Raw genomic sequence first — 18,775 nt, 5'->3', positions numbered from 1 at the left:
AACAAAAAGGAGTCGACCTATATCATCTGCGGTCGACTCCGTTGGCTGGGACTTAGAACTCTTATAACAAGCGAAGCTATGACACTAGGATTAGGGGGGCTAACTATGATTCTTGGTCTGGATAATTCAAAAGGAGAAAGCCAGGTTCAAGCATTCTTAGATAAAGGCAAACCATTTCGTAAAAGTTTTAAGCAGGAAACAGGAGAAGGTACATACTGCTCGGACAAGGATTAAAGGTCCATTTTGCATTAGACAAAACAAATACTGGAAAGTGTACTGAACGTTTATTCCTATTAGAAAACCGTTCGTTTTATAAAGACCTATATTTGAATAACATCAAAAGCAAGGAGGCAAGCTCCTCAGCCACCACAAGCGATTTTGTTCGAGCTTGCTCAGAGACAAGGCGTTGGAGTCTGGAAAAAGAATCACTTGTAGAAAGTAATCCTCATGCAATAGATTTTATTATTTCTTAAAGCATTAAAAAGCGTAAAAGCTTATGCCCTTACGCTTTTTGTATGAATAATTATTTACTTTCTTTTGTTGATGTATCTGCATCTTTAGTCGTTGTATTTGTTTCAGTTGGTGTTTCAGCAGCAGCAAAAAACTCATCTAACGTAGTTTTTAAATCTTCATCTTTAATCTTGATATCAGCATCTTTCATCATTTTCGCTACTTTTGTTAATAGCGTTGAAGGTTCCGCTTTTGCTAGCTTTAATTGCTTTTCAAGCTCGGCTTTTTTATCTTCGTATGATTCTTTAATCTCACGCTTGTCCGTCACTTCGATGATATGATAGCCAAAGCTAGATTTAATTGGATCGCTGATAACATTTTTTTTCAATGCGAAAGCGCCTTTTAAAAACTGTTGATCCATATTAGTTGCTTTGTTAAACCAACCTAAATCCCCACCAGTTGTTTGTGCTGCTTCTTCGATAGAATACTCTTTTGCAACTTCTGCAAAATCTTTTCCAGATACAAGTTCCGCTTTCACCTTTTTAGCAGTCTCTTCATTTTCTACTACTATATGACGAGCTTGGATTTCATTTTTGATATTTTCGTATTTAGCTTTAATTTCATCTTCTGTTACTTCCACATCTTCAGCTAATGCCTTTTCTTTTAATAAGTTAAGTTCTATGAGTTTTTTGTACGAAGATTCTGTATCTCCTTGTTGTGCAATGAGGGTTTCGAAATTATCGCCATATTGCTTTTTGTCAGCTTCTAATTGAGCGTTTACTTCATCTTCTGTCACTTCATATTTCGTTGATAGTACTTTTTTAATCATTAGAAATTGAAATGCTTGATTTCCCGAAGATGCTTTCATTTCTTCATATAAATCATTTTGAGTGATATCTCCAACTTTAGAAGTAGCGATTACTTTGTCATTAGTTGCTGAATCATTACTACAAGCGCCTAATGCAAGAACTGATGCTGCAAGTGTGAATGTTAATACTGTTTTTTTCATGGAATTCTCTCCTAACTTCTTGTTGTTGCAGTTGTATAACAAAAACCTAGCTAATTATACTTCAGGACAACCGTTTAAAATTACCAATCATTATACGATTTTCCATCCAAAAAGGTTTCTTATAAAAGATATTTTAAGGTTATTTTAAGATTAGGGGATAGGGAAAGTTCAAAAGTTTAATAGCAGAGGAATCTTGATGAATGAGAATACTGACTGGATGGCAACACATTGACAAAAAGGCATGTGTCAGGGACTGATGCTACTAAAGGAACAACACTATTTCCATCGCTAATTATTCCAGTGAAGTGAATCCTACAATTAACATCGAGACAGATACAATATGTTTCTAGAGTTCTCGTCTGTTTATTGACATGATGGGGATTTTATTTGGTTCGTTGCCTACAATGGATTAAAATTGTAGGCATTTATTTATTTGATTTTCTACATAATGAACTGACTTGTTGTCTATTGTAAATCATATGCCAAAAGTAAAAAAATAATCAAAACAATGCCAAGATTTATAGGCAAATTCAATTGAAATCAATATAACAATTTTAAATACATTGGGTATTAAAACCAAGTTGCTTGAGAGGGTTGCTATTACTGTGTTGGCAAATATACCGTTAAGAAATAGGCGAAGATATACTTAAAATCACAAAATTTTATATAATTCCAGGCTACTTGTAATCGTTTATTAGTCCTTCATCCATTATAACTTCTACCATATTTGAAGACCCCATCTTAAGTTTAGGTCTACGCTTTGAGCTCGGTGTACTATAAAGCTCCACCAAAAATTACTTAAAAGCATCAAAAAAGTGAACAGCAATCGGAATAGGTCTCCCAATACCATCATACAAATAATTTATAAAATAATAGCATAGAGATGAATAAATATTAGTATAATGTTCTATTTATGTATTTTTATGCTATAATACAACTATAAACGGACGTATGAAACATATTCTATTGCATGAAAGAAGTGTTGATTTGAGTTTATATGTAGCGTATGTGTTGGTAGGACTTGCGATTGCCATGCCTGTTGGAGCCATTACAGTAGAAATGACAAAGCAAGGACTAAAAAATGGGTTTATGCACGGTTGGGCTGTCGGACTTGGTGGTATGACAATTGATATTGTATTGGTTTTTGCATTATATATGGGACTAGCTACCATTTTAGCAATGCCTATCATTCAAATCCCTATGTGGATTATAGGGGCTGGATTTTTATTCCTTTTAGGACTGGATTCTATCAAAAATGCTGATCATGATATTACGCTTGCAGGAGAGAAAGTGACAAAATCATTTTTTACTTCTTATCGTAATGGTTTACTAGTTGCAATTTCGCCTGGAAATCTAGTATTCTGGGTAAATGTTTTTGGTGTTGTATTAGCTAAATCATATGGGCAAGGGGAGTCATCGAACTTTCTAGTGATTGCTGCAGGTGTTTTAAGTGGCATATTGTTACATGATATAAGCTTGATGGCCATTGTTTCGGTTACCAGAAAAGCGATGAGTCGTAAAGTCATTAAGTCACTTACAATGGTAGCGGGCGTATTATTAATTGGATTTGCTGGATATTTTATTTATGAATTTATACAAGCTATAAAGAGCTATATATGAGAAAAGTGCGATCCCAAAAGATCGCGCTTTTTATTTTTCCTGCATTCATGGTTAGTAATCTTTGTAAATGCATGGATGCAAGCTAAATTTCCTCTGCTAATGAAAAGTTCAGCATATGTAAATTTTATGTATGGATTCGTAGTCTTTGGGGTCTACGGTGCGAAATAAATCCGGATTTATTAAACCTTCCTATGATTGCTTTCTTTGAAAAACTGTAAGATATAAAATCATGCAGAGAATAAGGATTGTCCCAATAAATTGAAAACCTCCAAAGGTAATTTTAAGCCAAAGCACACTTGTTATAACAGCTGTTAGGGGCTCCAGACTACCAAGTAAACTAGTCTCTTTAGGGGATAAATAATTCAAACTAGCAATATAAAACCAAAATGCTAGCATTGTCCCAAAAATAACGATAAACAAAAAATAAGCGATAGTCGACAATGCCCAGTTTGACACGTCAATTTGCCATGGCTGATGGAAGAGGCTCATTACAATCCCGCCAATAATCATTGACCAGCCTACGACTAACAATGAGTGAAATTGCTGTAAAAGTGGGACTGCATATAACGTATAAAAAGCAGCCGAAAGACCAGATAAAATCCCCCAAAACACGGCCATCGCTGGTACAGAAAGTGTAGACAACGAGCCATTTGTTAGTAATAAAAAAGTACCAACAAGTGTAAAAGTTACAGCGATTCCATCCTGCCTTGTCAATTGACTGTGCTTCGTTATTAAATAATAGGCCATAATAAAAAGTGGTGCTAAATATTGCAATAAAGTCGCAACAGCCGAGTTACCTATAGCAATCGACATCATATAAGTATATTGAACCGCCAGCATTCCTAATAAACTAAATAAAATTTGTCTAAAAGCATTTTGCTTTGTACGCCACATCACAAAAATAGACTCTTTGCGATGTGTAAGTTTATAGGCAGTAATGAGCAATAGGCCAGCTAAAAGAAGACGACTGGAAACGAGCCAGCCAACCTCTATATTTTCCTGCTGAAAAAGTTTTTGAGCGACGGTACCACCAATACCCCAAAAACTTGCTCCTAGAATGACAAGCATAAAACCAAGTGTACGATTTTTCTGTGCTGATTGATTCAACTTAAAACATCTCCTAAACTATCAATATAAAGAAATTATAAAAAATATTTAACGTAAAAAATATCGATTTAAAGGGTTAATAATATCAATATATTGAGGTGAGCTAAGTAGTGGTGTTAACACATATTAAAATTGCAAAGGATTTACAAGAACTTACGTTACATGGGACGAAGGAATTTCCAGTTGCACTATATGAGACGGTTTTGCGATTAGATCGTTTAGATTTTTTACCGTTACATTGGCATAAGGAAATTCAATTTGTCAAAGTGAAAAGTGGTCGTGTGGAATATCGTGTAGGAGCAGATGTTTTTGTACTTGAGGCGGGGGAGGGACTATTTGTCAATGCATCAGGCTTACATGAAGCAAAGCCTTTTGAAGTAGAACAGGCTACAATCTTGTGTATTAACTTGGACCCGTTGCTATTAGGCGGACATAAGGAAAGTATTTTTGCCATTAAATATGTACTACCTTATATAACGAACAATAGACTGCCTTATGTCAAGCTTTCTGGCCAATTGGCGCAAAAAGTAGACATCGTGGCTAAATTACTACAAGAACAAGCCATTTTTTATGAGCTAAAGGTATGGAGAGAGCTATTAGTCATTTGGGAAACTATTTTGTCACAATCAATGCTAACAGAAGAAATACTGGATCCAGCAATTATTGTCCAGCATGAACGAGCGAAGGATATGCTTGATTATTTACATACTCATTATCAAGAAAAGATATCTTTAGAAAGTTTAGCTGCACATGTTTTTTTAAGTCGTGCAGAATGTAGTCGCTTTTTCAAAAAAATGATCGGCATGACACCATTCACATATTTACTACACTATCGTCTTCGTAAAAGTATGGAGCTATTACGTGATAGTGAGCAATCCATCACTACAATTGCTACAACTACAGGCTTCAGTACAGTAAGTTACTATATTGAAAAATTTAAAAAATATACAGGATCCTCCCCACATGTTTATCGTAAACAGTTTTTTGATAAAGGATAGTATTGAAGTGGAATAGAATCGAATACTCGCTTTTGCAATGAATCGCTTGATCTTAGCGATTATTGGAATAAACTGTGCTGTTTATCGTTGGGCCTATTGACAATAAAAACCATATATAATAAAGTAAAGTTAATAGTAAAGATACCTTTACTATTAACTTTACTTAAAGGAATGAGTGAGTTATGGCAAAGGATGAAGAACTTATCTATAAGCTTGTGGAGGAAATAAATGAAGCTATTTATTCGATGGATAGTCATTTCATAAAGCTACATCAAAATTTAATAAGTGATGAACTATCCCCTAAACAAATAATTCTTTTAGATTTTATTAAAAAAAATAACCAAGTGACGATTGGACAAATTGCAAGTTATATGAATATAACGTCTAGTGCTGTCGGACAGCTGGTTAGTAAACTTGAAGAGCAGCAATATGTGTCTCGGAGCATTAATCCGGAAAACCGACGAGAAATATTTGTAAGTCTCGATACATCAGGCATTAAGTATTTTGAAAGAGAAGAAGATATAAAACGATTTATTATTTCTAGATATTATTCAAAGCTTGAGTTAAGTGAGATTGTGCAATTAAAAGAGGTTGTTCAAAAGCTTAATCAAATTGTACTAAAGGAAGGAATTATACATGAAATAAATGATATTTTGAAAAAGGGAGAGATTTGACATGGTTGCAGTAAAGAAAAAGCAAAATCTATGGCTAGCATTTTTGTTAGTCTTACTTGCTAGCAATTACACGCTTTATAACACTGGTTTCGGTTTATCGATTTTGCCTTCTGAAACAAATGGAGTTGTTATTGGCTCATTAATTGATTTTGTTCTTGTTATGCCTGTTTTATTTCTGCTGTATAAAGGAAAGTTTTCTATAAAACAAGCGATTATTTTAGCAGCGGCTGGTTGTATTGTAGCGCGTTTTATTATTCCAATAGAACATTTGCAACCATTTGTTGCAGTGACTTGGACTGGTTTTGCGATTGAAGGTACGCTTATATTATTTGAAATTTTACTAGTTGCAACGCTTGTTCGCTATATGCCGAGAATTTTAGCGGATGTACGTTCAACTTCTTTACCAGATTTGTTCTCATTTCCCAAAGCAGTTGAAAAACATGCACCGAAGCATCCTATTATCCAAGTGTTTTGCGCAGATTTTGTAGTATTTTACTACGCTTTTGCAAGTTGGAAGAGAAAAGAGCAACCTGGTTTAACCTTGCATAAAAATTCGAGCTACATTGCCTTTATCATCATGCTTATCCATGGAATCGCCATTGAAACAATAGGGATTCATTGGTGGCTACATGAAAAATCACTTGTTCTTTCTATTCTATTGCTTATTATAAATGTATACTCTGTACTATTTTTTGTAGCGGATATGCAGGCTATTCGTTTAAATCCTGTTTATGTAACATCTGATAAACTGTATTTGTCATTAGGATTGATGAAACGAGCAGAAATTCGCTTCGATCAGATTGAAGAGCTTGTTGAGGATAAGGAGCAGTTGGAACGAAAATTAGCTAAAGATACAATTGATTTTATAGCACGTGATTTTGAAGCGGTATATCCACAGTTTATATTGAAAATGAAGGAGCCTGTGGAAGTGACTTTTATGCTGGGGATTAAAAAACGTTATAACAAAGTAGCCATTAAAGCTGACCAAGCACAGGAATTTAGAAAAATGCTTCTACAAGGAATGGAAGATAATAGATAATAAACAACAGGTGCTAGCAAACTAAGCTGGCACCTGTTTAATTTGGACAATCAAAAAATAGGGGAAGATATTTGTTAAAATACATACCATTTATATAAAAGTCGGGACGGAAATCAACCTCACGTTTTGAGCTCTAAATTACAAAAATAATAATAAAAATAATAAGGATACACAATAACGGCAGATCGACAAATCCCCTAAGTAATCGCCTGCTAGCTACATGAATTTGTTCATTGGATACTTGAAAGATTGACCAAATTTTGTGCTCTAAAATTTGCTGGATTATCGATTGCATCAATGACCGTAAAGTAAAATAAAGAATTCCAAGCATAATCATTTTCGCCCATATTGGCACAATAATGATGAGCCCAATACCACTCAATAAAAAACGAAGATAGCCAAAGAGATATTGTTTTTGGCGAAGCATCGTTTTGCATACTAATTCCTCTATTAAATAATCGGAACGTCGAAACATACGCTTAGAATTTTTCCATAGTAGGCGAGGCTTTTTTAATTTCGGTACTAGCTGACTTCGAAGCTCAGGAGCAATTTGGAATAAAAGACTTTGCCATTTATAAAATGCTACTTGATCAAGCTCCACCTGTTGATCAAAAAACTTAGTGCTAAAGACATAATGTTTATTATAATAGCTTGTGCAATAAACAAGAAGAATTAGATAAATAAGTGAAGTAATAATAATAGGTACATACAAAAAGCAAACTGTACCGAGAATGCACATAAAAATGTTGCTTATTAGTTGCTGCCATTTACGAAGTTTTAATTGAAAAAGTAACTTCATAAAATTAGTCGTAAATAGTAGCAATAGTAAAGAAAGCAATTCTAATATCGTTATATGGTGAACGATTATAAAGATGGGCGCTAATAAAGCAAGGCCAGTACCTAGTAAAATTAGGTGCTTACTTAACGTCCAATGAAGGCCAGCTCGTTTTAAGCGTATCATTTGTTTTCGGTTTTGGATTAAAAAAAGACGATCGGCTCGTTGCAAATAAGTACGAATAGTTCCGATACGTGTAATAATAAATAACAGTACGATAAACAAAACTAGCGGTATATGTACGATCCAAGATGTACTTATATTTAAGATAAAGTCTTTATAAAGGAAAAAGCCAATGACTAGAGCAGGCACAACAACATATAAGGCGACTGTCCAATCGATAACGCTTGCCAGTATCTTAACATTTTGGGAGCGCTCTAATTTTCTTCGGTGCTGCAATATATTAGTCATGGCGATTTTCCTCAAGCAATATGTCGAAAATATCAAGAAGAGACGCTTCGTCCTGTTTCACCGTTAAACGTAACGATGTGAGTGTACCTTGCTGTAAAATTCGCCCGTGATCAATCAAGATGAAACGATCGCATATTTTCTCTGCTGTATCGAGTGCATGTGTACTCATTAAAATGGTGGCTCCTTGCGCTTTTAATTCTTCTAAAATCGTTAAGAGCTTACGCATTGCCTGTGGATCTAAACCCATAAATGGTTCATCTAAAATATAGGTAGAATGCTTATCAAGAAATGCTAAAATAAGCATCACTTTTTGCTGCATCCCTTTAGAAAACGTTGTTGGATAATCGTGTAGCTTATGGTCCAAATGGAAAATTTCGAGTAAATCTTTCGCGCGATTTGTCAAAGAATCTTCTTTACCAGTAACACGCAAATAAAAATCTATATGCTCCCACAAAGTAAAATACTCATACAAAATTGGTCTTTCAGGTACGTAGCCGTAAGTTTCTATTGTTATTTGACCATCTACTATTGGCAGTACACCCATTATTGCTTGCAATGTTGTACTCTTTCCTGCCCCATTGGAACCGATTAATCCAACGAGCTCACCACTATTTACTTGAAATTGAATGTTTGAAATAATGGCTTCATCTTCTACATAGCCACCTTTATGTATGTTAATATCTATTGTCATTCACTTCCTCTCTTTGTTTATTTACGAACGAAAGAGGGGAATGTTTCAATTTTTTACATATTACTTCTTTGGGAATATAACGTATGAGATGCTAGTTGCGGCATCGATCGCAAGTACAATACCCCAATATTTCATTATTTGAAATAGGGGAGAGGTATCAGAATTTGAACCAACGAAAAGAGACATGGCATACAATAATCCAGCACCAATTATAAAGGCACCAATATGCTGACTAAGCATTTTCATTTCCTGCTTCCCTTTTTTTACTCCAGTTAATGGCTCATTTTTTTGACCAGATTTCAAAAACCATTTTTGAAATTTTTCATCGGCTCATGTAATCATTGTTTTACCAAAAGCTATAGAGACACCAAAATAAATCGCCGCTATTCCGTGAGATATAGATGCAGGAGTACCAGCTTTTAAATCCATAGCAGTAAGGATAACAAGTAACAAATCAATAACAGGTGTTAGTGCAAAAAAGAAAATGCTCAGTTTCGGCATTTTAAAAACATATCTGCAAATAAGCCCAATAATAATAACAATCCAAAAGGCAATTTCCGCAGTAATAATCCATGCAATCATAAAAAACCTCCAAACTTATTCAATATATTTTTGTTGAAAAATACCACACATTCTTAAGTAATACAAACTTATTTATGCCGAAAATAGTGAACAATGGGGAAAGAAAGGTGACTATTGCAAATGGAGACCATTTAAATGCGTTTTTCGATGGTCTTTAGCTTCATGGCGTAATGGGCTTTGTACCGATGGATAAGGGGGAAATCCTAGAAAAGGAATTAGAGCAAATTATGAAAAAATAGTCCCTTGCAATTGCTCACCTACTTAATCTAGGTGGGCAATTGCATTTATAACGTCCTCACTCACTGCATCCCAAAAATGTTGCTGCACAACATCACAATACATATATAGGTCTTTATGTTGGACATGCTCATATAGCTCGGAAATTGCTTCTTTATGAAAAAGAAGTCGATGATTTAATGCCTCCCGTTCTTCCTCAATACAAAAGGATTTATACACATCTGCGAGACGTTCGAGTTTTGCTAACTTTTGTTTAGTTTCCTCGTATTGTGTTTGATGAAAGCGTCCTACTGCTGTAGTCATCGAGATCTTTGCTCGATGCTCGTTATTTAATGTGCGCAATTCTTCCTGACGAATAGCTACTCGATACCAAAACTCATAGCGAATAGGTAAGTCTTTTAGCTCGTATGTGAGCAAGGATTTTAAAATAAAACTAACTTGCTCAAAAGTATCTACAATCTTCTCTGACTCTTTAAAAATACCAAACATACAGCCACCCCCGTTTTGTTTAATACTACGAACGAAGAGTAAAATCCTTTAAATTTTTGATAATATTCGGAAAAGTCAATGAAGCAAAAAAATATCCCAAAGATTATTAGAAATCTAGCTATAATACAAGCTCGAATTGTTGAAAAAACAAATAGAAATTCACATTTTCTCAGATGGTGCATGGAGTGTAAGTGAGTAGGGGAACGAAGCTAATGGTATCACGTCCTGTGAAATGCTTAGTCTTAGTGACCAACGTCTTGTTGTTGCTGACGCTTCGCTTTCGCACAGAAAACATGTGTTTCCCAAAGCGACATTTCGGACTCCTCAAAAAAAGCGCCCGAAACAAAAGTAATTCCACGTTATGGTGATGCGCCTTCTAATTAATAAAAACAGACAAAATGATTAATTGACCATCTACAAAAATATATATTCATTCGCACTAGTTTTTACCTAGGTTAGAATCTAGTGTTTTTTATTGAAGAAAAAAAGTTGTTGAGTTATCACAAAATTCCCTATTTTTCGTAAAGAAATAGACTGTTTTTGAGAAATAGCATTTACAAAATAAAATTAAATGTGTTAACTTAAAATTTGTAAACAGTTAACTTAAAAAGAGGGGGTAGGTTAACGATGCAACATTTTTGGGTTGTAGGGACAGATACAGACGTCGGTAAAACGATTGTCACTACATTGCTAATGCGTCAATTACAAATGCATGATCTACAAGTCACGCCTTATAAGCCTGTGCAAACTGGCGAAATTTGTGAGAATGGGTATTGCTATTACTACGATACAGCAATGTATGCAAAGTATTCATTACAAAGCCTAAAGCAAGAAAATTTAAATGGTTATTCGTTTAAGGAAGCTGCATCACCACATTTTGCTGCACAGCTGGAGGGTCAGCAAATTAATGTGGAGTATTTATTACAGCAAATTCAGTTGTTACAGCAAGCATACGATGTTGTGATTTGTGAGGGAGCAGGGGGACTTTTTGTTCCGATAGATACATATGGAGAACAGACACTGCTTGATGTCATCGTTCGAAGTAAGCTTCCAGTCGTTCTTGTCACACGAACAACACTTGGAACAATTAACCACACATTGCTTACTCTTGAGGCATTACGTGCTCGTAATATTGATGTTCTTGGCCTTGTATTTAATGGAGATACAGGCAGTCAGATGGAACAAGATAATGTAAAAATGATTTTACAACGTCATGATTTGCCATATGCGACGATTCCAAAGCTTCGGGATATTTCACAGATTGTTGACTTCTCTATTTCACACACATCTTTGGTTGAAAGGTTGGTCAAATATGAAACAATCTTTAACTGAATTGCAGACGAGAGATTTACAGCATGTTTGGCATCCTTGCTCACAAATGAAGGACTATGAGCAATATCCGCCTATTGTTATTAAAAAAGGACAAGGTGTATGGCTGTACGATGAACATAATAATCGCTATTTAGACGCCGTATCTTCCTGGTTGGTAAATTTATTTGGACATGCGAATCCACGGATAAGTCAAGCATTAAGCGATCAAGCTTTTACATTGGAGCATACGATCTTTGCGAATTTTTCACATGAACCTGCCATTAAGGTGGCAGAAAAATTAGTTGCCTTAACGCCAGACGATTTAAATAAAGTATTTTTTGCAGACAACGGCTCGTCGGCGATAGAAGTAGCACTCAAAATGAGTTTTCAATATCATATGCAGACGGGAAAAACAATGAAAAAACGCTTTTTAGCTTTAACGGATGCTTATCATGGTGAAACACTTGGTGCCTTATCTGTTGGTGGGGTAGGGCTATATAACGAAGTGTATCAGCCACTATTATTGGATACTGTACGTGCACAAGGACCAGATTGCTTCCGATGTCCTTTTCAAGAGAATCCAGGAAGCTGTCAAGCCCAATGTATACAATTTGTTGAAGACGAGCTTCGTCAGCATCATGAAGAAATTACAGCTGTTATTATTGAGCCACTCATTCAAGCAGCTGCTGGCATGAAAATGTATCCTCCAATATATTTGAAGCGCTTACGAGAACTTTGCACAAAATACGATGTTCATTTTATCGCAGATGAAATTGCAGTAGGTTTCGGACGAACAGGTACATTGTTTGCTTGTGAACAAGCAGGGATTGTTCCAGATTTTATGTGTCTATCAAAAGGTATAACGGGTGGTTATTTGCCACTATCCGCAGTTTTGACGAATGATGATGTATACAACGCTTTTTATGATGATTACGGTACAATGAAAGCTTTTTTACACTCTCATAGCTATTCCGGTAATACACTTGCTTGTCGTGTAGCCCTTGAAGTTTTGACGATATTTGAAGAAGAGCAAGTGATCGACATGATAAAAAACAAAGGTGAACGTATGCGAAAGCTTGCTAAGCAGGCATTTGAAGAGTTGCCGTTTGTTGGTGAATATCGGCAGGTTGGACTAGTTGGCGCTATTGAATTAGTCGCCAATCGTGAAACAAAGGAGCCACTTCCAAGTGAGGAACGTATCGGTTATCAACTATCTAAACGGGCATTAGCAAAAGGCTTACTCATTCGTCCTCTTGGCAATATATTATATTTCATGCCTCCATACATTATATCTGATGACGAAATGGATTTTATGATTGATACAACTAAAGAGACGATCATGCAATTTTTTGAGGAGCGGGAGGGAATAAGTTGTTCAAACGACAATCAACACTGTCACTTGTGATGATTGCGATGTTTGCCGCTTTAACCGCAATCGGGGCATTTATTAAAATACCGCTACCAGTAGTGCCCTTTACATTACAAATTGTTTTTGTTTTTTTAGCAGGTAGCTTGCTCGGTAGTCGTAATGGATTACAAAGTCAGCTCGTCTATATAGGGGTTGGTTTAGTTGGTTTGCCAGTTTTTACACAAGGTGGGGGGATCACCTATGTATTGCAACCGACATTTGGCTTCCTGATTGGCTTTGCACTGGCCGCATTAGTCATTGGTTTCATGATTGAAAGAGTGGATACGCCAACGAAAAAACATTTTATCGGTGCAAATATTGTTGGGCTTATTATTATTTATGGGGTGGCGGTTCCATATTTATATGTAGCATTGAATTTCTGGTTACATGTGAAAGCGAGCTGGTCACATATTTTCGTAGTTGGTTTTTTAAACAGCATTGTGGCTGATTTTTGCTTAGCGATAGCTTCTGCATTTTTGGCCGAGCGTCTTTACAAAGTTTTTCATTCAGCAAGAACAATAACTTCTTTCAGTTGAAGTATCCCACCTATACAGATGTGAGAAGAATGCATATTTAAATTGTTTTTTTAGCGCTTGATCACACATCAGCTGAAAAAGAGGAACTCAGGCTAAGAGCTTCACATCCTGTGAAACCGCCTGAGTGACCAACATCGTGTTGGCCTATAGCCTCCGGCGGATGTCACGGAATCGGAAAGGAGTTCTTTGTGCTTGCACAAAGCCGATTCCAGACGCAATTATGCCGAGGAATAATTGATAAATTATCAAGTAGAGAGGGAGAATGTCTAGATGAATTGGTTACAGTTAGCAGAGGAAGTTATTGCAGGGAAAATCCTTAGTAATGAGGAGGCTCTTGCCATTTTACATAGTGAAGATGATGAGCTCTTGAAGGTGATGGACGGTGCCTTTGCTATTCGTAAGCACTACTATGGAAAAAAAGTAAAATTAAATATGATTATGAATGCTAAGAGCGGTTATTGCCCAGAGGATTGTGGCTATTGTTCTCAGTCATCTAAATCTACAGCACCGATTGAAAAATATCCTTTCATTACGAAAGAGGAAATTTTAGCGGGGGCTAAACGTGCATTTGACAATAAAATCGGTACTTATTGCATCGTGGCAAGTGGTCGTGGGCCGACTCGAAAAGATGTCAATGTAGTTAGTGAAGCCGTTACAGAAATTAAAGAGAAGTATGGCTTAAAAGTTTGTGCTTGTCTTGGCTTATTAAAAGAAGAACAAGCACAGCAATTAAAAGAAGCGGGGGTGGATCGTTACAACCATAACTTAAATACATCTGAACGACATCACTCTTATATTACTACGTCCCATACGTATGAAGATCGTGTGAATACGGTTGAAATTGCGAAAAAGCATGGAATCTCACCTTGCTCAGGGGCCATTATTGGTATGAAGGAAACAAAAGAGGATGTCGTGAATATTGCGCGTGCACTTCATCAATTAGACGCGGATTCCATTCCGGTCAACTTCTTAAATGCGATTGATGGCACGAAACTAGAAGGGACAAAAGAATTAAATCCACGTTATTGCTTAAAAGTTTTAGCGTTGTTCCGTTATTTGAATCCAACAAAGGAAATTCGCATTTCTGGTGGACGAGAAATCAATCTTGGGTCACTTCAACCACTAGGTTTATATGCAGCAAATAGTATCTTTGTTGGGCATTACTTAACAACTGAAGGACAAGAAGCAAACAGTGATTATCGTATGCTTGAGGATTTAGGCTTTGAAATTGAATTATCAGAGAAGCAAGAAGCAGCATTCTGCTAAGTAAAACTTATCCACGCATTAACGGGCAGTAATGAACTGCCCGTAAAAGCCCGATTGGTGAAGACTAATAATCAGTGCGGGATAAGAAACCCCGCTGTTTAAGGATTCACTTTATGAAATAAAATCTACTACTACTTAATTATCATCGAATTTGGAAAGCCGTATGTGCGTCGTGGAAAAGGTGTACATACGGCTTTTCGTATTGAATGTAGGAATGAGGCGGAGCGGTATGAAGATTGTTTTTATGCCTTGGAAAATCCAGTTTTCACAAATTGTTCAATGAAAGCGTTTTGAAATTGAACAGTTTGTGAAGGGCTTCACATAAGGCTTTAATTTTATAAAAAATCGGCGTAAAATAAGAATCAAGTAAGGGATTGTTATAAAACAGTTGGATAAAGTATCACGGTTTTCGGTGGTTGTTATATTACAAAAACAAATTGGAAGGGAGCTTTTATGATGTGGGTTATTACAGTATTTGATAAAAAGGATGTTCGAATTTTTGAATATGCAAATAAAGATGAGGCAACACAGGCTTTAGAGAAATTTAAGAAACATGCCGTTTTAACGTATACAAAATAATTGCATAATTGAACGAAGCAACCCTTTTCGACGCTATAGCGCATGAAGAGGGTTGCTTTTTATTCTTTTAATGAAGGAGAATTGAAATCGCGCTGTACACTAATAAAAGAGCCATCACGATATTAAACGTTTGACGATACTGTAGTAAAATTTTTTGAAAAGCTGAACCAAATAGAGCCCAACTGAATGTGCTCATAATACCGACCATTCCTAAAAATAACGAAAAAAGCAAGTAGCTGACATAGGAAGAATAATAGGGAAGAATATAGGTTGCCACTACTGTAATGCCAAACAAAATACCTTTAGGGTTCACGAATTGTAAGAAGACACCTACTATAAATAAGTTTTGTTTGTTATCCTCTTCCTCAGCATCATCATTCTCTTTGCTCGATAGTATTTTAAAAGCTAAATATAACATATAGCCCACACCAAGAATGGTCAAAGGAATTTCAATCATTGGCATAATATTTGTAAGGAACCTATTAAATAAACTACTCAAGCCCGTAATCGCAAAAAAACCAACCCCAACACCTATACAAAATTGAAGAGTTTTTGCTAATCCATGTTTGTTTGCAAATGCTATTGCCATGATATTGTTAGGACCTGGAGTAAAGCTGGTGATTATTACAAATATTAAAAAAGAAAATAAAGGCATTTGTGGACCCCCTTTGAATTTGTTTGTTATAATGTCTGAAATAAACAATATAACGTCCGTCTTTTTATTATACATAACGGTCGTTATATTGTACATTTTGAAAAGGGGATATTTAATGGAAGAAATTCACCTTATTTTTGCAAGAAATTTAAAAATGATTCGAGAGAAAGAAAAATTAAGTTTGGAGAAAGTTTCTCAATTGTGCGGAGTAAGTAAAACGATGATAGGACAAATTGAAAGGGGAGAGTCCAGTCCAACTCTTACAACTATTTGGAAAATAGCTAATGGATTAAAGGTTTCTTTTACTACGTTAATTAATAACCCTCAGCCTGATACCGAAATTATTGTTAGAGATGATGTTCAACTATTATCTGAAGATGGTGGAAGATATAGAGTGTATCCAATTTTTCCTTTTCAAGAGGATAGCCGCTTTGAAATATACACGGTGGAGATTGAAAGAGAAGGGACATTAAGCGCTGAGGCTCATAAAGATGGCACAGAGGAGTTTATCACGGTTTTTGATGGTGAACTAGTAATCAGAGTCAATAATGACGAATATCGCTTAAAGAGTGGTGACTCCATTCGATTTAAAGCAGATCGTCCACACACCTACTTGAATCCTGGTGATACGTTAACAAAATTAAGTATGACTATCTATTATCCAAACTAAATTTGTAAATGGAAAAACCAAATATATAGATAATTATGGATCATCACCAAAAGTTGTGAATGACATTTGTTAAAACGTATGCCCTATCTTCATTCGGTAAAAGACTCCTACCTTAAAAGGTGGTGGTTAATCGGCACATCGGACGCTCCTAGGAAGCTCTGCTCTGCGCGAAAGCGAAGCGTCAGCAACAAATGTATTATCTGTGCGAAAGCGAAGCGTCAGCAACAAATGTATTATCTGTGCGAAAGCGAAGCGTCAGCAACAAACCGCCAAGCTGAAACAACCACATGCTATGGTGATGATCCATAATAATCGTTTAATTAATAGTAACTACCTATTAGCGTAATAGATAGATAGTTACTAAAGATATTTAAAAAAGTAAGTGTTTCTTATCTATGATTTTTTTAGAAAATAACATTGTTTAATTTTCTAAAGGCTAATAATTAATATAACTCCCTATTATTATTAATCACTTCTGTTCTGTGATAATAATTTTAAAGTTGCCTCATGTAATCTGTCCGCATTTAACGGATTGTATGTGTCCATCGATAAATCAATAGGTTTTTCTTTTAAATAAGCTGAAAGTCCTTGCGAAAACGGCTGTTCTACTAATTGAATAATTGGTAAAATAGCTTCTTCAACCGTTTTTCCTTTAAATTTATACATAATCGCCATGATTGCTTTCAACCTTCGATTATCAAAGGCAACAGATGAACCCTTTGTACGAACAAGCCATGGGTTATACAAAATTGTTCGAATAGATGAATGTGTTTTTGCAAATTTAACTGCTAATAAATCATTTAATCGAATCCCGTTTCGCATCGCTTTAAAACTCTTAACCAAGTTGTTCAATCATGCTCGTAAGGAAATGTATGATGAATGGATGTAAAATAACCTCTTGTACATGAAGAGAGGGAATTGTTTAAAGAAGGCTGCAGTTTAGTGGAATAGACAGTCAATTTCAATTGAGAAAAAAAGCGTGTTTTGATCAAACTTTTTTCAAAACACGCTTTTTTATTTGCTCTTTTAACAAGGTTTATTAAGTTAATTTAATCAAACTTTATTTCAGGGCTACACTATTGACTATTCTACAGGGTATCCGATTTGATAATCGTATAAGGATGTCAAAGATTTAGAGATTACTTGCAATTATCTTAAAGTTTTTGCACCAGAATATTTCTTTAGTACAGGTATAGAAACACTTCCCTTTCCGATGAAATCAATAAGCTTTGTTCCAAACCATTGGCAAATCAGGGCATACATGATCACTTTCCAATCGATCACGACACCAGCAACAAGTAATATCAAACTATTAATCCAAAATAATATGCTTCCGGGAGGTCGTTTTATAAAAGATGATATAATAAGTGCTAAAATATCCATTCCTCCTGAAGAAGCCCCCATTTTAAATAAAATTCCCACACTAAAACCGAATAAAAAGGCTCCAATTACTAAATCGACCCATACATTTCCAATTGGATGATGAATGTGTGGAGAAATTGAATGGATAGTGAAGGCAGCTGCGCCGACACAAAACATCGTCCACACCGCGTTGCTTGTTCCAAGCCACTTGAAGGCTGCAATTACCATCACCGCATTTAATAACCAAATGCTCGTTGCAAATGGCACATCCCATATGTAATTTAATAACACACCTATTCCGGCAGCACCACCGGATGGAATGTAGTGAGGAAATAAGAAAATAGACATAGCTGCTCCTTGAATGGCAGAGGCCAATGTAAGAATGAGTGCTTTAAATAAATGTTGCGACATAACTACTACATCTCCTTGTGTGTATCACAGTATTTCTCTTTTGTTTTACATTATATTAGTTCAATTATTAAGTGAAATATAGATTAGTGATAGTTATAATTAGAAATATTTATGATTAGAAAATGGTCAATACAGATCAAGATGCTAAAGCAGCTATTAAACAAGAAAAAAATATTCAGAATGATTATAAAAGGGTTGAATTGCTAGGAGGGTAATAAGTGATTCTGCTGCAAAGATAAAGTAATATTAATTATTTTGATTAAACTGTTTTGATGTAAGTAAGAATTCTTTAATATTGTGTTTCGTTCTTTCATTACTTCGACTGTATACGACCAAGAATCACTTAAGATAGATGTCGGGATATTTTTAGCCACTCCTTTAAAACGGTCAATCCGCAGCTTCTGAACATATATAATATAGTAGTTTTATTTCTAA

21 protein-coding genes and 1 pseudogene are annotated in these 18,775 nt (G+C 35.5%); 11 read left to right on the top strand and 11 right to left on the bottom strand.

Features of this window, described 5'->3' with window-relative positions; translation table 11 throughout:
• Positions 1–105 precede the first annotated feature (105 nt).
• The gene (locus ACFTQ7_RS03175; protein ID WP_349660607.1) at positions 106–234 is read left to right on the top strand and encodes a hypothetical protein; all 129 of its coding nucleotides are present in this window, start codon (positions 106–108) and stop codon (positions 232–234) included.
• 289 nt (positions 235–523) lie between these two features.
• Here the strand turns inward: ACFTQ7_RS03175 and ACFTQ7_RS03170 are convergent, their stop codons facing one another.
• A complete protein-coding gene (locus ACFTQ7_RS03170) occupies positions 524–1,459 on the bottom strand; it encodes a peptidylprolyl isomerase (protein WP_386827246.1) in 936 nt (311 codons plus the stop codon).
• Positions 1,460–2,446: 987 nt separating this feature from the next.
• Between ACFTQ7_RS03170 and ACFTQ7_RS03165 the strand changes: the two genes are divergently transcribed.
• The gene (locus ACFTQ7_RS03165) at positions 2,447–3,079 is read left to right on the top strand and encodes a LysE family transporter (protein ID WP_386827244.1); all 633 of its coding nucleotides are present in this window, start codon (positions 2,447–2,449) and stop codon (positions 3,077–3,079) included.
• A gap of 189 nt (positions 3,080–3,268) precedes the next feature.
• Here the strand turns inward: ACFTQ7_RS03165 and ACFTQ7_RS03160 are convergent, their stop codons facing one another.
• Positions 3,269–4,186, bottom strand: coding sequence for an EamA family transporter (locus ACFTQ7_RS03160; RefSeq protein WP_386827243.1), 918 nt, complete (start codon positions 4,184–4,186; stop codon positions 3,269–3,271).
• A gap of 110 nt (positions 4,187–4,296) precedes the next feature.
• Between ACFTQ7_RS03160 and ACFTQ7_RS03155 the strand changes: the two genes are divergently transcribed.
• The 3 genes from ACFTQ7_RS03155 to ACFTQ7_RS03145 all read left to right on the top strand — a co-directional run bounded on the left by ACFTQ7_RS03155 (position 4,297) and on the right by ACFTQ7_RS03145 (position 6,897).
• Positions 4,297–5,184 carry an AraC family transcriptional regulator gene (locus ACFTQ7_RS03155; RefSeq protein WP_386827241.1) on the top strand — a complete coding sequence of 296 codons (888 nt, stop codon included), beginning with the start codon at positions 4,297–4,299 and terminating at the stop codon, positions 5,182–5,184.
• Positions 5,185–5,366: 182 nt separating this feature from the next.
• The gene (locus ACFTQ7_RS03150; RefSeq protein WP_386827240.1) at positions 5,367–5,858 is read left to right on the top strand and encodes a MarR family winged helix-turn-helix transcriptional regulator; all 492 of its coding nucleotides are present in this window, start codon (positions 5,367–5,369) and stop codon (positions 5,856–5,858) included.
• 1 nt (position 5,859) lies between these two features.
• Positions 5,860–6,897, top strand: a complete 1,038-nt coding sequence (locus ACFTQ7_RS03145) for a beta-carotene 15,15'-monooxygenase (RefSeq protein WP_386827238.1) — start codon at positions 5,860–5,862, stop codon at positions 6,895–6,897.
• Between the two features lie 133 nt (positions 6,898–7,030).
• Here ACFTQ7_RS03145 and ACFTQ7_RS03140 read toward each other — a convergent pair whose 3' ends face one another.
• The 5 genes from ACFTQ7_RS03140 to ACFTQ7_RS03120 all read right to left on the bottom strand — a co-directional run bounded on the left by ACFTQ7_RS03140 (position 7,031) and on the right by ACFTQ7_RS03120 (position 10,142).
• Positions 7,031–8,143: an ABC transporter permease gene (locus tag ACFTQ7_RS03140; protein WP_386827236.1), complete on the bottom strand. Its 1,113-nt coding sequence runs from the start codon at positions 8,141–8,143 to the stop codon at positions 7,031–7,033.
• Complete coding sequence (locus ACFTQ7_RS03135) at positions 8,136–8,834, bottom strand: ABC transporter ATP-binding protein (RefSeq protein WP_386827235.1); 699 nt, start codon at positions 8,832–8,834, stop codon at positions 8,136–8,138. Before ACFTQ7_RS03135 ends, ACFTQ7_RS03140 begins: the two co-directional genes overlap by 8 nt.
• Before the next feature lie 60 nt (positions 8,835–8,894).
• Complete coding sequence (locus tag ACFTQ7_RS03130; protein ID WP_386827233.1) at positions 8,895–9,080, bottom strand: hypothetical protein; 186 nt, start codon at positions 9,078–9,080, stop codon at positions 8,895–8,897.
• Between the two features lie 84 nt (positions 9,081–9,164).
• Entirely contained in the window at positions 9,165–9,416 is a 252-nt protein-coding gene (locus ACFTQ7_RS03125) for a hypothetical protein (protein ID WP_386827232.1), read from the bottom strand.
• A 261-nt stretch (positions 9,417–9,677) separates the two neighbouring features.
• Positions 9,678–10,142 carry a hypothetical protein gene (locus tag ACFTQ7_RS03120; RefSeq protein ID WP_349660537.1) on the bottom strand — a complete coding sequence of 155 codons (465 nt, stop codon included), beginning with the start codon at positions 10,140–10,142 and terminating at the stop codon, positions 9,678–9,680.
• Positions 10,143–10,769: 627 nt separating this feature from the next.
• Between ACFTQ7_RS03120 and bioD the strand changes: the two genes are divergently transcribed.
• The 5 genes from bioD to ACFTQ7_RS03095 all read left to right on the top strand — a co-directional run bounded on the left by bioD (position 10,770) and on the right by ACFTQ7_RS03095 (position 15,242).
• Complete coding sequence (gene bioD, locus ACFTQ7_RS03115) at positions 10,770–11,474, top strand: dethiobiotin synthase (protein WP_386827230.1); 705 nt, start codon at positions 10,770–10,772, stop codon at positions 11,472–11,474.
• Complete coding sequence (bioA, locus tag ACFTQ7_RS03110; RefSeq protein ID WP_386827229.1) at positions 11,455–12,858, top strand: adenosylmethionine--8-amino-7-oxononanoate transaminase; 1,404 nt, start codon at positions 11,455–11,457, stop codon at positions 12,856–12,858. Before bioD ends, bioA begins: the two co-directional genes overlap by 20 nt.
• Entirely contained in the window at positions 12,825–13,397 is a 573-nt protein-coding gene (locus ACFTQ7_RS03105; protein ID WP_386827227.1) for a biotin transporter BioY, read from the top strand. The genes bioA and ACFTQ7_RS03105 overlap by 34 nt, the downstream gene beginning before the upstream one ends.
• A gap of 270 nt (positions 13,398–13,667) precedes the next feature.
• A complete protein-coding gene (gene bioB, locus ACFTQ7_RS03100) occupies positions 13,668–14,663 on the top strand; it encodes a biotin synthase BioB (RefSeq protein ID WP_386827226.1) in 996 nt (331 codons plus the stop codon).
• 453 nt (positions 14,664–15,116) lie between these two features.
• A complete protein-coding gene (locus tag ACFTQ7_RS03095; RefSeq protein WP_349660606.1) occupies positions 15,117–15,242 on the top strand; it encodes a hypothetical protein in 126 nt (41 codons plus the stop codon).
• A gap of 67 nt (positions 15,243–15,309) precedes the next feature.
• Here ACFTQ7_RS03095 and ACFTQ7_RS03090 read toward each other — a convergent pair whose 3' ends face one another.
• Positions 15,310–15,897 (bottom strand): LysE family transporter, encoded by a 588-nt coding sequence (locus ACFTQ7_RS03090; RefSeq protein WP_386827225.1) that lies wholly within the window; start codon positions 15,895–15,897, stop codon positions 15,310–15,312.
• Positions 15,898–16,012: 115 nt separating this feature from the next.
• On the opposite strand from ACFTQ7_RS03090, the gene ACFTQ7_RS03085 reads away from it, so the two are divergent.
• Positions 16,013–16,567, top strand: a complete 555-nt coding sequence (locus tag ACFTQ7_RS03085; RefSeq protein WP_386827223.1) for a helix-turn-helix domain-containing protein — start codon at positions 16,013–16,015, stop codon at positions 16,565–16,567.
• A 465-nt stretch (positions 16,568–17,032) separates the two neighbouring features.
• Here the strand turns inward: ACFTQ7_RS03085 and ACFTQ7_RS03080 are convergent, their stop codons facing one another.
• From ACFTQ7_RS03080 to ACFTQ7_RS03070, 3 genes and pseudogenes are all read right to left on the bottom strand, one after another.
• Positions 17,033–17,389, bottom strand: a complete 357-nt coding sequence (locus tag ACFTQ7_RS03080; RefSeq protein ID WP_386827222.1) for a hypothetical protein — start codon at positions 17,387–17,389, stop codon at positions 17,033–17,035.
• A gap of 327 nt (positions 17,390–17,716) precedes the next feature.
• Positions 17,717–18,340: a YitT family protein gene (locus ACFTQ7_RS03075; protein ID WP_386827220.1), complete on the bottom strand. Its 624-nt coding sequence runs from the start codon at positions 18,338–18,340 to the stop codon at positions 17,717–17,719.
• A 246-nt stretch (positions 18,341–18,586) separates the two neighbouring features.
• Positions 18,587–18,732: pseudogene (locus ACFTQ7_RS03070) on the bottom strand (IS1595 family transposase); the annotation flags it as partial.
• Positions 18,733–18,775 lie beyond the last annotated feature (43 nt).

The organism is Lysinibacillus sp. NPDC056959, from assembly GCF_042674095.1.
GTDB classification, from domain to species: Bacteria; Bacillota; Bacilli; order Bacillales_A; family Planococcaceae; genus Lysinibacillus; species Lysinibacillus zambalensis.
This window is presented reverse-complemented; position numbering and strand designations above follow the sequence as displayed.

What these genes read in the sequence shown, in the direction of transcription:
- ACFTQ7_RS03130 (WP_386827233.1), bottom strand. Translation starts at nt 9,080, where the DNA reads ATGAAAATGCTTAGTCAGCATATTGGTGCCTTTATAATTGGTGCTGGA.
- ACFTQ7_RS03175 (WP_349660607.1), top strand. Translation starts at nt 106, where the DNA reads ATGATTCTTGGTCTGGATAATTCAAAAGGAGAAAGCCAGGTTCAAGCA.
- ACFTQ7_RS03125 (WP_386827232.1), bottom strand. Translation starts at nt 9,416, where the DNA reads ATGATTGCATGGATTATTACTGCGGAAATTGCCTTTTGGATTGTTATT.
- ACFTQ7_RS03135 (WP_386827235.1), bottom strand. Translation starts at nt 8,834, where the DNA reads ATGACAATAGATATTAACATACATAAAGGTGGCTATGTAGAAGATGAA.
- ACFTQ7_RS03095 (WP_349660606.1), top strand. Translation starts at nt 15,117, where the DNA reads ATGATGTGGGTTATTACAGTATTTGATAAAAAGGATGTTCGAATTTTT.
- ACFTQ7_RS03085 (WP_386827223.1), top strand. Translation starts at nt 16,013, where the DNA reads ATGGAAGAAATTCACCTTATTTTTGCAAGAAATTTAAAAATGATTCGA.
- ACFTQ7_RS03075 (WP_386827220.1), bottom strand. Translation starts at nt 18,340, where the DNA reads ATGTCGCAACATTTATTTAAAGCACTCATTCTTACATTGGCCTCTGCC.
- ACFTQ7_RS03170 (WP_386827246.1), bottom strand. Translation starts at nt 1,459, where the DNA reads ATGAAAAAAACAGTATTAACATTCACACTTGCAGCATCAGTTCTTGCA.
- ACFTQ7_RS03080 (WP_386827222.1), bottom strand. Translation starts at nt 17,389, where the DNA reads ATGCGAAACGGGATTCGATTAAATGATTTATTAGCAGTTAAATTTGCA.
- ACFTQ7_RS03140 (WP_386827236.1), bottom strand. Translation starts at nt 8,143, where the DNA reads ATGACTAATATATTGCAGCACCGAAGAAAATTAGAGCGCTCCCAAAAT.
- ACFTQ7_RS03150 (WP_386827240.1), top strand. Translation starts at nt 5,367, where the DNA reads ATGGCAAAGGATGAAGAACTTATCTATAAGCTTGTGGAGGAAATAAAT.
- ACFTQ7_RS03145 (WP_386827238.1), top strand. Translation starts at nt 5,860, where the DNA reads ATGGTTGCAGTAAAGAAAAAGCAAAATCTATGGCTAGCATTTTTGTTA.
- bioD (WP_386827230.1), top strand. Translation starts at nt 10,770, where the DNA reads ATGCAACATTTTTGGGTTGTAGGGACAGATACAGACGTCGGTAAAACG.
- ACFTQ7_RS03090 (WP_386827225.1), bottom strand. Translation starts at nt 15,897, where the DNA reads ATGCCTTTATTTTCTTTTTTAATATTTGTAATAATCACCAGCTTTACT.
- bioA (WP_386827229.1), top strand. Translation starts at nt 11,455, where the DNA reads ATGAAACAATCTTTAACTGAATTGCAGACGAGAGATTTACAGCATGTT.
- bioB (WP_386827226.1), top strand. Translation starts at nt 13,668, where the DNA reads ATGAATTGGTTACAGTTAGCAGAGGAAGTTATTGCAGGGAAAATCCTT.
- ACFTQ7_RS03120 (WP_349660537.1), bottom strand. Translation starts at nt 10,142, where the DNA reads ATGTTTGGTATTTTTAAAGAGTCAGAGAAGATTGTAGATACTTTTGAG.